This is a genomic window from Gemmatimonadaceae bacterium, from assembly GCA_016720905.1.
GTDB lineage: Bacteria > Gemmatimonadota > Gemmatimonadetes > Gemmatimonadales > Gemmatimonadaceae > Gemmatimonas.
This window is the reverse complement of the sequence record JADKJT010000001.1, coordinates 455,075-468,120: the sequence shown is the minus strand read 5'-3', so window position 1 is coordinate 468,120 and position 13,046 is coordinate 455,075. Positions and strand designations below refer to the sequence as shown.

Sequence of the window (13,046 nt, the reverse complement as noted above, 5' to 3'; positions counted from 1 at the left end):
GGGACGGAAGGGGCAGAACGCTCCTTCCGCGCGTGTTATCGGCTCGCCGGCGCAATGCGCCAGAGCCCGTTGAGCATGTCGCTGGCAAAGAGTCCGCTCGGCGTCCAGTGCACCCCCCACACGTACACCGACCCGCTGCCGTTGAAGATCGCCTTCTCTCGTCCCATCAACGTCAGGTCGCAACGCCCGTCGGTGGTCTTCTGGGCCGCTACACAGGTGCCCAGGTCACCGCGCACATCCAGCACGCGCACGCCGGCGTTGTAGTACGCGGCGTACAGAAATCCACTGGCCTCGTCGACGCTGAAATTGTGTGTGCCGCCGCCGGCCACCGTGTAGCGCGCCACTTCCGTCGGTGCGGTGATGGTGGAGATGTCAACAACATGCACGTCGCCCACCGAACTGGATCCAATCACCCCCGGCCCCTCTTCGCCAACGAACACGTAGCGCTTGCTGTTCGCGACCGGATCATGATACCACCACACGTTGTGGACCTTGCCACCCTGCGTGGCGACGAACGAAAGCCGCTTGGGCACGGCGACCGTGCCTCCCGTCCCACCGCCACCGATGTCCCAGATGCCGAGTCCACTATTCCATTCGCCCGTGAACAACAGACCGTCACGGACGAACACATCGTGGATGTACGGGGAGCCCATCTGCAGTGAGGCCACCGTGGTGGGCTGCGAGGGATTGGCCAGACTGACGATCACGAGACGCGCCGGCACGCCGTTGGCCGGGTCGATGGCGCAGAACGCGTACAGCACCCCGTTCACGCGCGCGATCTCTGCCGTATGCACACCATACTGCAGTTCGCCACCAGTGGTTCGTACCAGCAATCGCGCCGAGCGCGGACTGTCCAGCTGATAGACCGCCAGCCCGCCGTTCGGATTCGATTCGATGGCCGCCACCAACAGTGACCCGTCGTCGGATACCTGGACATCGCCAAGGGTGCTGGCGTTGGCCACGATCAGCGAATCGACCAGGGTCGGCGTGTTGGCGCTCACGTCCCAGAGCTTGATGGCGTTGCCACGACCCGTGCCGCTGCGCGTCCCCCAAGTAGTGGTGTACGCGGTCGTGCCACGCACCCACAATTCGGCCGTATAGCGATCGGCAACCCCGCCAAGGCCAAGTGACGCGAGCGCGAGCGGTGGCGGCAACGCGACGTTCAACGTGAAGACGGCGGTCTGAGTCGACACACCGGCGCCGCTCGCACTCACCGTGATGGTGCTGATCGCGACCACTGCGCCGCCGCTCACCGTCACGGTCAGCGCACTCGTCGTCGCGGTACCGGCGAGTGTGGCCGGATCGAATGTCGCCGTCACACCACTCGGCATTCCGGACGCGGTCAGCGTGATCGTGCCGGCATACCCGCCACTCCGGGTGACGGTGACGGTCGCGTTGCCGCTGGCCCCGCGTACCGCTGACAGGCTGCTGCCCACGGCCACCGCAATCGCCGGTGTCGGCGCGGGAGTGACGGGACCATCACCGCCGCCGCATCCTAGCAGTACGGCGGCTACGAACAATCCGATCGCGGTGCGTGGGTGAATCATGAATGTCATCGGTATCAAGGTGGTGAAGCCAGCACGCCGTAGCGACCCATGCGACGACGCATGGTACCAACATGCAATCGGACTCCGGCCGTCACTGACCAGAGCGTACCGGCCCCATAAAACGCTTGCGGCTCAAACACCGCCGGAGTGCGCAGCGCGACCGGCCGCGCGCGGGACACCTCCACGTACGGTGCGACCTGCGTGTCGGCCAGCCGACGCAGTCGCACAGAAGGTGCATCGAGATGCACCGTACCCAGTGACCATTGCGTGATGCCGATGATCTGAAAATCAATATGCCCGTTCGCCACGCGAAACGGGTCGAGCAGACGCTCGTTTTCCGGTCGATCAGTGCGCTCCGCACGCGCCGCCAAACCCCATCCGCCGCGCTCCAGCAGTCCTTCCACCAGCACGCTGTTGAATCGGAACACCCGCTCGGCGCCAAACCCCTCGTCAGTGCGGGCGAACTCGGCCAGCAGGTAGCGTCGACGGCCGTTCATGGCATGTCCCGCCATGGCCTGTCCGCCGCCGGTCCGATCGAAGCGCAGCGACACGCTGGTCTGCGTGTGATCGAAGGCGCCACCCTGCGTGATACCCGGCGAACGCACGAACGCCCGACTGGCTTGCAGTTCAACATCGCGTGTCGGCACGACGGTCAGGCGGCTCGTACGCGAATCGCCAAACCGGCGCCATTGCGGTCCGATGAACGGTCCCACCGGCTCATCCCCATTGAAAAACGCGTGCTCGACGGCGACTCCGCGCGCCGAATCACCAATGGCAATCGCGCCAATCGTTTGCACGCGCTCGATGATCTGCGCGTGATGGTGATTGACCGGGTACTTCACCAGCGGCCGCATCATCGGATCGTCGGTGCCGAACGGCGTGAAGCCCTTGCCGGCGGCCAACGACGCGCGCACGCCGCGACGCGTTGGCGACGTCACCGACAGCATCGCTTCATGCACCAGTGTGTGCGGGTGACGACGGTCGACGTAGCCTTCGCCATAGATGCCGGCGTTGAGTTCCCCCCGACGCAGCGTGTAGCCCTCGAGATTGATCGTGCCCGTCAGCGCAATCGGTCCGCGGTGCGCGCCAACCATCACATTGGGCTGGGTCAGGTAGCCTTCCGTGGCGGACGTCCCGAACACACCGGGGGCGGCGTGCGTCAACGCACCAACGCCCATCGCGCCCAGCTCAAACGACACACGCGCGCCGGAGGATTGACCTCCGGCGCGCGTGCCAACAACCAGCAGCAACCACGCGATGTTCGACGCGAACCGACCGCGCATCCCGCTCACGTGGTCGTGAATCGGTGTCGCCGACTACTTGATCGGTTGGTAGCGGTACCCGGAAACCCCCGTTGCGGCCGCCTTGAACGCCACGCTCTTGGTCTCACCCTTCTTGAGCGGACCCACCGGGGCCGTCGCGGTTCCCACCACCGCACCCGCCGCGTCCAGGAATTCCACCGTCACCGAGTAGGTGCCGTCGGCGGCGGCCTGCTGCTCGAATTGCAGCGTCAAGGATACGTCCTTGGTGCCACGCTGGAAGCTGGCGACATCCACCTTCACCGGCAGCGCTTCGGCGTACGTCTGATACTTCACCAGTGAATCCGTCCAGGCTTTCTTCTCGGCCGGTACTTTAGCCGCCTTGGCGATGCCCTGCGCGGCGTACGCGAACATCATCCATCCATCAAAGTTGTTCGGATCGATGGACACCAGCTTCGTCGACGGCGCCAGCATCTTGAGAAACTGGTCCTTGGCGTAGTAGTTCGCGGCCAGGTTGCGGAGCGCGTCACGCGCATTGGGGTTCCGGGCGATGGCGGCCTCGTTCAGGGCGATGGCGTCGTCGGTCTTGTTCACCCGCGTGGCAATCACGCCAGCCATCGTCAACGCGACATCGCCGTAGCCCGCCGGTTTCGCGAGCATGTCGGCGTAGATCCCCGGGATGGCGGCCGAGTCGCCCGCCATCTTCAGCGCATCGGCCCAGCTCTGCATGATGTTCGGCGCGTCCGGGCTGTCGGGTGTTGCGGACAGCAACGCCTTGAAGTTCGCGGCGGCGTCCTTCGCCAACGACTGCTGTTCGGCACCCTTCGCGGCTTCCGCCGCTTCGAGTTGGTTGACGGACAGCAGATACAAGCTGCTGTTCCTGAGTTCGCGATAGCTGGTATCGGCGCCCGACTGCACGATCACCTGCTTCCAGTGGCCAATCGCCGCCGTGCGTTCCTTTCGCTGGTTCGCCACGTTGGCCAGCACGTAGTGCGGGTACGGGCTGTCCTGCGAGAGCAGCAGCGAGCGCTTGGCGTAGTAGTTCGCACTGTCCAACTGCCCGCCATTCGACGCGTCCAGCGCCTTGCGCGTGACTGCCAGCCATACATCGTTCTGACGCAGCGCTTTCACATCGCTTTCGCACGTGGGCAGCGCCGCCACGATGGCCTTGTACGCTTCGTCCAGCTTGACCAACATGTCGATGGACTCGGTCGGATTCGTCACCAAACCCAGCGATGCGCGCGGCGCAACGTTGGCCACGCCCGGCTCCAGCGCCCACATGGTCAACGCCTGCGCCATGCGAAGATTGTAGCCGGCCGGATTCTTGGCGAAACGCTCGGGCTTGGTATCCAGCTCCTTCATGATCGCCTTCAACGCCGACTGCCGAATCTCCGGCGTGGTGGCCCCGCGGGCGCGCTGGACCTGCAGCTCGAGCACCGCGAGTTCCTTGGGACTGTTGGCATCCAATGGGCACGCGGGGGCGACACCACCCGGCTGCGCCGACAGAAGGGCAGGCGCGGTCGACAGACCGGCAATGAGACCGGCGGCCAAGGCACCACTCGCGAACGACACACGCATGACTGCGACTCCTGAGAGGAGGGAGAAAATGCGCCTGGGCGGGACCGCCAGCTGGCATCGGCGCATCAGAGTCCTTTGATTCAAAATACTATGACTATCCGGATCCGCACGCGGTTCCTTGTGGTTGGCAGCGGTGTGGCCGGTTTGCACACGGCTTGGCGGGCGTCCGGACACGGTTCCGTGACGGTGCTCACCAAGCGCACGCTGTTCGACTCGGCCACCGCCTACGCCCAGGGGGGCATCGCGGCCGCGTTGGGAGCCGGTGACTCCCCCGAACTCCACCGTCGTGATACGCTCGCCGCCGGCGCGGCGCTGTGCGACGCGGCCGCGGTTCAGGTGCTGGTGGAGGAGGGGCCGGCCCGGGTACGCGAACTGCAGGCCGCGGGCGCCCGGTTCGATCTCGATCCGAACGGAGCGTTCAAGCTGGGAAAGGAGGCCGCGCATTCGCGGCACCGCATCGTCCACGCGCACGGCGACCAGACCGGGGCGGAGGTGGCTCGCACGCTGGTGGCCAAGGTCAGGGAGTCGGCCGCGATTACGGTCCACGAGTCGGCCCGCGTGCTCGAACTATTGCTGGTGGAGGATGACGACGGGGTGCGCTGCGCCGGCGTCCGGGCCAGTATCTCGGGGCAGGCGGTGGAGATCGTCGCCGATGCCACCGTCCTGGCCACCGGCGGCTGCGGTCAGATTTATCGCTACACCACCAATCCCCAGGTGGCGACCGGAGATGGCTTCGCCATTGCGCATCGCGCCGGGGCGCGACTGGCCGACATGGAATTCGTGCAATTCCACCCCACGGCGCTCGATACGGCCGAGAACCCGCTCTCGCTCATCTCGGAAGCCGTCCGGGGGGAGGGGGCCATCCTGCTGAATGGTCGCGGCCAGCGATTCATGCCCAAGCGCCATGCGTTGGCCGAATTGGCGCCGAGGGACGTCGTCGCCCGTGAAATCTTCCGGGAGCAACAGGCGCATGGCACGGTATTCCTTGACGCCACACGACTGGCGGTCCCGTTTGCCGAACGCTTCCCGGGCATCTTTCAGATCTGTCGGGCCCGCGGAATCGATCCCTCTCAGGAACCCATCCCGGTCACACCGGCCGCCCACTACATGATGGGAGGGGTGGTCACCGATCTGGCCGGTCGTTCAAGCCTGTCACGACTGTACGCGGTAGGTGAGGTGGCCCGGACCGGAGTGCATGGTGCCAATCGGTTGGCGTCGAACTCGTTGCTGGAGGGACTCGTCTTCGCCGAACGGGTGGCCCGCGACCTCATCGAAACACCCAACGGATTGCCCGAGCCTGATGAAAGCTCGTGGTCCGTGCCATCGCTCGATGATCGCGGCGCCGCGCAGGTGGCCGCCGACGAAATCCGCCAGATCATGTGGGAATACGCATCAATCGCCCGCACCGCGCCCGGACTGCGCCGCTGTCTCGCCCAGCTGGCCACCATCGGCGAACGACTCCCGCCGGGCGCCACGGAAGAACGGAATCTTCACGCCACCGCCACACTGGTGACCGAGGCCTCGCTATTGCGCAAGGAGTCGCGCGGAGGGCACTTCCGTAGCGATTTTCCCAAGACGCGCCGGAAATGGCAGGATCGCCACATTACGTGGTAGACGGGGGACGGAAGAGGGGAGACGACATCCGTCAGCCGGACATCTCCCTTCTCCCGTCTCCCGTCTCCCGTCTCCTCCCCCCATGACAATCCTCGAAGCCCACTACGATCCCGTCCTCGCCGACGAGATCCGCGCGCTCGCGAAATCGCGCAACGCGGTGATTCTTGCGCACAACTACGAGCGGCCGGAAATCCAGGATGTCGCGGACTACGTCGGCGATTCGTTGGGGTTGTCGCGTGAGGCGGCGAAGACCAAAGCCGACGTCATTGTCTTTTGTGGCGTGCACTTCATGGCCGAAACGGCGGCCATCCTGTCGCCGACAAAATCCGTGTTGTTGCCCGACCTCGCCGCCGGCTGTTCGTTGGCCAGCACCATCAACGCCGATCAGTTGCGAGCGTGGAAGGCCGAGCACCCCGGTGCGGTGGTGGTGGCATACGTGAATACGACCGCCGAGGTGAAGGCGGAGAGCGATTACTGCTGCACGTCTGGCAACGCGGTCGAAGTGGTGAACAGCATTCCCGCCGACCGCGAGGTCCTGTTCCTGCCCGACATGTTCCTCGGCGCGCATGTTCGACGGTTGACCGGACGCGCCAACATGCACGTGTGGATGGGTGAGTGTCACGTCCATGCAGGCATCGATCCCGAGCACATCAATCTCACGCGGACACAGCACCCGGGAGCCGAATTTCTCATTCACCCGGAGTGCGGCTGTGCCACGCCGGTGGTGGAGGCCATTTCGGCTGGTGCGATCGCCGCCGAGGGGGTTCATATCCTGTCAACGGAAGGCATGATCCGTCGACCGGGGCAGAGCACGAATGACACCTTCATCGTGGCCACTGAAATCGGCATCTTGCATCGACTGCGCCGGGAGCACCCCGACAAGCACTTCATCGCGGCCAACAATCGCGCCGTCTGTGCGTACATGAAGGTGACGACGCTCCCCAAAGTGCGCGATGCACTGTTGCACCTGCAGCACCGCATCACGGTGCCACCGGACATCGCGGCGCGTGCCCGCACAGCCATCGAACGCATGGTCGCCATTGGTGGTGGCCCGACTTCCAGCCCCGTGGTTCCCGAGGATCCTGGTGAATGAGTGACTATCATCCGCCGCTGCGTCCCACGCCGCCACGCGCATGGGAAGCGATCAAGCCGCGCACCATCACCCCGCTCGACACCACCGCGATTCGCATGCCGTCGGTGTCGCCCCTCGAGTTTCCGCTGACGTCCGATGAGATCCGGTCGCATGTGGCCGCCGCGCTGCACGAGGACAAGGCGCAGAGCGACTTGTCGACGCTGGCGACGGTCATCAGCACGCGGCACGCGCGCAGCAGTCTGGTGGCACGCCGGGAAGGAGTGATTGCCGGTGTCGCCCTCGCCGTTGAGGCCTTTCGGCAGCTCGATCCGCACGTCACCATTCGCATTGACGCCGAAGACGGCTCGCGGGTGGGTCGCGGCGCCACCGTGATGCACCTGACCGGCAACGCGCGCGGCATGCTCTCCGCGGAACGAGTCGCGCTCAATTATCTGCAGCATCTCTCGGGGATTGCCACGCTCACCGCATCGTTCGTTGACTTGGTGCGCGGCACCCCGGCACAGATTCTTGATACCCGTAAGACGTTGCCCGGATGGCGCGCCCTGGAGAAGTACGCAGTGCGCGCCGGCGGCGGCACCAATCATCGCATGGATCTGCGCAGTGGCGTGTTGATCAAGGACAACCATCTGGCCGCCATTGGTGGCGACATTGCCGCGGCCGTGTCGCGTGCCCGGGCACTCGCACTGCCGGACACACCGGTTGAGGTGGAGTGCGATTCACTCGACCAGGTCGATCAGGCGCTGAGTGCGGGCGCTGACTGGATCCTGCTGGACAACATGCCGCTGGAACTGCTCCGGCAGGCGGTGGCGCGCTGTCGCGGGAAGGCCACCACCGAGGCGTCCGGAGGTGTGACGCTGCAAACCGTTCGTCTCATCGCCGAAACCGGCGTTGATCGCATTTCGATCGGCGCGCTCACCCATTCGGCGCCTGCCCTCGATCTCGCGCTCGATTTTGAAGGGATGTAATCACAGCCATGCCAGTTCGTTTGCCGCCCGTCACCGAAAACGCGTCGCGCCTCCTGCTTGAAGGACTCGTGGACTACGCCGGTTTGTTCCCACCGGCTACGCTCGCCATGCCGGCCGCAGTGCGTAACTACGCACACTATCGCGCCGCCGGGGCTGGATGGATGCTGGGTCGTTTTGTCTGTCCGGCCGGCGCATTGGAGTTGTTTTCGCAGCAGGCCGATCCGTTGTTGCCTCGCGACGCCGGTGCCATCCCCTGGCGTTTGACCGCAACGGCCAGTGACGACACGGCGGCCGATCTGGCCGGAATCGTCGCGTTCAATGAACGCCATCGAGTCTGTTTCGAAGAGTGTGGCGCGCTGGTGGACGCGTATGAGGTGCGTCTGGGCGATGCGAAGCAGTTGGCAACGCTCGACGCAATGATTCCGCGCGATCTGGTCACCTACTTCGAAATACCGTTCGCCGCCGCACCCGAGCTGTTGCCGCGTGTTGCCGACCTCGGACGTCGGGCAAAAATGCGTACCGGTGGCATCGTGGCGTCGGCGTTTCCGGCCAGCGAGGCCATCGCGTCATTCCTGAAGACGTGTTTCGACCATGAAATCGTGGCCAAGGCCACAGCGGGTTTGCATCATCCGATCAGCGGACCCTATCGCCTCACGTACGATGCCGATGCGCCGTCCGGTCGCATGTACGGTTTCCTGAATGTCTTCCTGACGGCCGCGCTGCTGGTGCAGGGCGCCGATGTCACGCAGGCCGTGCGACTGCTGGACGAGTTAGATGCCGCGTCGGTGTCCATTGACGAGGTGCAGATCACGTGGCGCAGCGACAACGGGGCGGTGGTGCTCGACCGCGAAACGCTTCAGCGTGTGCGTGAACGGCTGCTGGTGAGCTTCGGCTCATGTTCGTTTACCGAACCGGTGACGGAGATACGGGCCATGGGGTGGTTGTGAAGCGCGACACCACTCCGGCGTTCCGCGCAGTCGCATGACCGACGCCACGACCAATCCCGCGCTCCGTAGCTGGGTCGCATCGGCCAATGTGCCGGACGCCGATTTCCCCATCCAGAATTTGCCGTTCGGCGTATTTCGGCGCGCCGGGAGCCTCGAGGCGCCTCGCGTTGGCGTCGCGATCGGCGACGCGATCCTCGACGTGGCGGCCTGTCTGGCGGCCGGCCTCTTCGATGACGATGTCAGCGAGGCGAGACAGGCGGCACGAACGTGCGCGTCACCGACGCTCAATGCCCTGATGGCGCGTGGTGCCGCCGCGCGACGTGCGCTGCGCGAAGCCGTCTCGCGGCTCCTGTCCGACCAGACGGTGGTGCACAAACGTCAGACGGCCGAATACGCGCTGGTGGCCCAACGGGACGCCGAGATGTTTCTGCCCGTCGAAATCGGCGACTACACCGACTTCTATGCTTCGGTGCACCACGCCCACAACGTCGGGTCGATGTTTCGGCCGGACAATCCGCTGCTGCCCAACTACAAGTGGGTGCCCATCGGATATCACGGTCGTTCGTCGACCATCGTCGTGTCGGGCACACCCATTCGGCGCCCGAACGGGCAACGCATGGCGCCCAACGACACCGCGCCGACGGTTGGGCCCTCGCGATTGCTTGACTACGAGCTCGAGTTGGGCGCGTTCGTGGGCACCGGGAATGCGCTGGGTGAAACGATCCCGCTGGCGGAAGCCGAAGACCATCTGTTCGGTGTGTGCATCCTCAACGACTGGTCGGCCCGCGATATCCAGAGCTGGGAGTATCAGCCGTTGGGTCCGTTTCTGGCCAAGAATTTCGCCAGCAGCATCAGTCCGTGGGTGGTGACCCTGGAAGCGCTGCGGCCTTTCCGCGCGCCGCTGGCCCTCCGGGCGGAGGGTGACCCGGCACCGCTGCCGTATCTCGACAGTCCGACCGATCGTGCGCGCGGCGGTTTTGCCATCACGATGGAAGTCTGGCTGCGCACAGCGCGGATGCGGGACGCCAACGACGCGCCGGTGCGTCTCACCCGGAGCAGTACCCTCGATCTGTACTGGTCGGCCGCGCAGATGCTGGCCCATCATACCAGCAACGGCTGTGCCATGCGCCCGGGCGACCTGTTGGGGAGCGGCACCGTGTCCGGCGCGGCCAAGGACAGTCGCGGTTGCCTGCTGGAGCTGACCTGGCGTGGCGCCGAGCGTATCACGCTGGCGAATGGGGAAACCCGGGCGTTTCTCGAGGATGGCGACGAGGTGATCATGACCGCGTACGCCGCACGCGACGACGCAGTGCGCATTGGCCTTGGCTCCTGCAGCGGCGTGGTGACCCCCGCGCACTGACTATCCCGTCCCCACCTATTCAACGTATTCGGTTGCCCCGTTGGTCCACGATCGGCAGATTCAATTATGCGTCCAGACCTCATTCGTGTTGTACTGGTAGATGATCACCAGATTGTGCGCGCCGGCCTCAAGGCCGTTCTGTCAACCGCGAAGGACATCACGGTCGTCGGCGAGGGGAGTTCAGGCAAGGATGCCCTGGCCCTCGCCGAGCGGGTCAACCCGCACGTCATCGTCATGGACTTGTCCATGCCCGAGATGGACGGCCTGACGGCAACGCGTGAGTTGCAGAAACTCAATGCGGTTCGGGCGCCCAACCCCGACGGTGAGGTGACGCGACGCGTTCTGGTCCTCACCATGCATACCGAAGACGAGCATCTGGTCGCGCTCCTCGAGGCCGGTGCCAGCGGTTACCTCCTCAAGTCCGTCGCCGATCGCGAACTTGTGGATGCGGTGCGCACGGTGTCGGCTGGCGACATCTATGTGCAGCCCACCGCGGCGCGGGCCTTGGCGCGTGGACTGGCCAAGCGCGATGGGGCGGCCGAAGAACGCACGCGATTCGAGAAACTCACCGATCGCGAGCAAGTGGTGCTGAAAATGGTGGCCGAAGGCTACACCGCACCGGAAATCGGCGAGCAACTCACCATCAGTCCCAAGACGGTCGACACGTACAAACAGCGCATCGGCGAAAAGCTGGGCCTGACGCATCGCACCGACTACGTCAAGTTTGCGTTGCGGCTGGGGCTGCTCAAGACCGATCAGTAACCGCGTTCCTGCGTAGCCTTCGTCAAACTCCAGGCGGGCAGCGGCGGCACAGGAACGTCCAATACGGCGTCGCTGGAACCATAGCCGGCCTCGCCCCGGATGGTCGCCGCGATCCGTAGGCGCAGGGTGTCGATCGTGTCGCCCGCCTCGCCGTCCAGCTCCATGCGCAGTGCGCGAAACCGACGACCCGATTGCACGCAGAACAGTTCCGTCAACGCAATCTCCCGCGCGCACGCGTCGGCGCCGGATTCGGTGATCAAGCGCTGCGTGCGGGAAATCGTGGCCAGGGAGGCATACAGCTCAATGGCCATATTCGCCAGTCGTTCGACCACGAGTTGCCGATGCAGGATCTCCTTCTTGTGCCGAACAATCAGCTTCTGCGTGGCGGCGGCCAGTTCGGCCACATGTTTCTCCACGAACTTGCCATGCGGCTCCAGTGACGCGTGCAGCGTCGCGGCCAGTCGATCGCGGCCACCCAGCGCGGAGCGAACGCGTCCCACCGCGTACTCGGACACCAGCACCCAATTCGTAATCGGGTTGCGCAACGCCTCGGAGAGTTCTTTCAAATCCTCCGCGGGCTCCTGAATGCCGTTCAGTCCGACAAACAGTCGCAGAATCTCGTTGGCCCCCTCGAAAATCCGATTGATGCGGGCCTCACGCAGGTAGCGCTCGTAGGGCCACGGCTTCACGAAGCCACGACCGCCCGCCAACTGCACCAGTTCATCGGCACTCCGCCACACCAGTTCACTGGCGAACACCTTGGCACAGGCCGCTTCCAACGACGCGTCCACGTCATCCGAATCGAGCGCGGCGGCCAATGCGCCCACCATCGAATCGGCGGCATACGTGTCGGCCGCCATCGTGGCCATCTTGCGCTGCGTGATCTCGAACGATGCCAGCGGGCCGCCAAACTGCGTGCGCGCCTCGGCGTACCGCGTGTACTCTCCCAACAGGCGTTTGCACGCCGATGCGCACCCCGAGGCCAGCGACAGGCGGCCGGCGTTCAGCGCATTCACGGCCACGCCAAAGCCTTTGCCCACGGCACCCAGCACGTGATCGTCCGGCACATACATGTCCTCGAACACCAACTCCGCTTGCGTCGATCCGCGAATGCCGAGCTTGCGCACCGTGCCGTCCAGTCGAAAGCCCGGCATATCCGGACGGATGATGAACGCGGTCGGGCGCTGGACCTCGACACCGTCGCGCACGACGGGTGTCTGCGCGAACGTGGCGATGACGCCCGCACGGTGCCCGTTGCCGATCCAGTGCTTGCGACCGGTCAACAACCAGCCGCGATCATCCGGCGCACGGCGCGCCTGCGTCACGATATGCTGCGCGTCCGATCCGGTCTCCGGTTCGGTGAGCGCGTATGCGGCCAGCGTGTCGCCCCGCGCGAGTCCTGGTAGATAGCGCGACTTCTGCTCCTCGTTGCCAAACAGCACGAGCGCTTTGCTGCCAAGACCACAGTGCACGCCGATCAGCACCGCCAGCGACGCATCGATGGCCGCGACCGCACCAAAGACGCGGGCATACGCGGAGGCGGACAGCCCGAGACCGCCGTAGGCCTTCGGAATGGTGAGTGCCAACAGTCCGGCCGAGGCGAACGCGCGGATCACCGGCTCGGGAATCGTTTCGGCCTCATCAAAGGCCCGCGAGTCAATGAGGCCGTTGGCCACCATCTCGTTGAGCGCATCCACCAAGTGTCGCACCACCTGCGCCTCATCCGGACGGCGTTCGTCCAATGGCGCCGGATACGGAAACAGCAGTTCGTCGGCAATCTCGCCGGCAAACAGGCCGCGCAGGAACGAAGGCTTGGGGATTGGGCTCATGACGGAAAAGTAGCGGTGGGATGAGCACCCGGCAGTCAAAACCCCCGGCACCGAGCGAAGGCTCGATGCCGGGGGCTTTGAGTGGTCGCCGC

General features: G+C 65.1%; 10 protein-coding genes. 6 read left to right on the top strand and 4 right to left on the bottom strand.

Annotation, left to right across the window (positions count from 1 at the left end; genetic code table 11):
* Positions 1-35: 35 nt before the first annotated feature.
* Genes IPP90_01955 through IPP90_01945 form a run of 3 tightly spaced genes read right to left on the bottom strand, consistent with a single transcriptional unit; the run spans position 36 to position 4,384 of the window.
* A complete protein-coding gene (locus tag IPP90_01955) occupies positions 36-1,547 on the bottom strand; it encodes a hypothetical protein (GenBank protein ID MBL0169478.1) in 1,512 nt (503 codons plus the stop codon).
* 14 nt (positions 1,548-1,561) lie between these two features.
* Entirely contained in the window at positions 1,562-2,830 is a 1,269-nt protein-coding gene (locus IPP90_01950) for a hypothetical protein (GenBank protein ID MBL0169477.1), read from the bottom strand.
* Between the two features lie 33 nt (positions 2,831-2,863).
* The gene (locus tag IPP90_01945) at positions 2,864-4,384 is read right to left on the bottom strand and encodes a tetratricopeptide repeat protein (protein ID MBL0169476.1); all 1,521 of its coding nucleotides are present in this window, start codon (positions 4,382-4,384) and stop codon (positions 2,864-2,866) included.
* Between the two features lie 90 nt (positions 4,385-4,474).
* Here IPP90_01945 and IPP90_01940 point away from each other — a divergent pair, with 90 nt between their 5' ends.
* The 6 genes from IPP90_01940 to IPP90_01915 all read left to right on the top strand — a co-directional run bounded on the left by IPP90_01940 (position 4,475) and on the right by IPP90_01915 (position 11,125).
* Positions 4,475-5,998 (top strand): L-aspartate oxidase, encoded by a 1,524-nt coding sequence (locus IPP90_01940; protein MBL0169475.1) that lies wholly within the window; start codon positions 4,475-4,477, stop codon positions 5,996-5,998.
* Positions 5,999-6,080: 82 nt separating this feature from the next.
* The gene (nadA, locus tag IPP90_01935) at positions 6,081-7,091 is read left to right on the top strand and encodes a quinolinate synthase NadA (GenBank protein ID MBL0169474.1); all 1,011 of its coding nucleotides are present in this window, start codon (positions 6,081-6,083) and stop codon (positions 7,089-7,091) included.
* On the top strand, positions 7,088-8,056 hold the full coding sequence (gene nadC, locus IPP90_01930; protein ID MBL0169473.1) for a carboxylating nicotinate-nucleotide diphosphorylase: 969 nt from the start codon (positions 7,088-7,090) through the stop codon (positions 8,054-8,056). The genes nadA and nadC overlap by 4 nt, the downstream gene beginning before the upstream one ends.
* Before the next feature lie 8 nt (positions 8,057-8,064).
* Positions 8,065-9,003 (top strand): hypothetical protein, encoded by a 939-nt coding sequence (locus IPP90_01925; protein MBL0169472.1) that lies wholly within the window; start codon positions 8,065-8,067, stop codon positions 9,001-9,003.
* Between the two features lie 34 nt (positions 9,004-9,037).
* Positions 9,038-10,363, top strand: a complete 1,326-nt coding sequence (fahA, locus tag IPP90_01920) for a fumarylacetoacetase (GenBank protein ID MBL0169471.1) — start codon at positions 9,038-9,040, stop codon at positions 10,361-10,363.
* Positions 10,364-10,429: 66 nt separating this feature from the next.
* Positions 10,430-11,125, top strand: a complete 696-nt coding sequence (locus tag IPP90_01915) for a response regulator transcription factor (GenBank protein ID MBL0169470.1) — start codon at positions 10,430-10,432, stop codon at positions 11,123-11,125.
* On the opposite strand, the gene IPP90_01910 is transcribed toward IPP90_01915, so the two are convergent.
* On the bottom strand, positions 11,119-12,954 hold the full coding sequence (locus IPP90_01910) for an acyl-CoA dehydrogenase family protein (GenBank protein MBL0169469.1): 1,836 nt from the start codon (positions 12,952-12,954) through the stop codon (positions 11,119-11,121). The two genes, IPP90_01915 and IPP90_01910, sit on opposite strands and share 7 nt — an antisense overlap.
* Between the last annotated feature and the right edge of the window lie 92 nt (positions 12,955-13,046).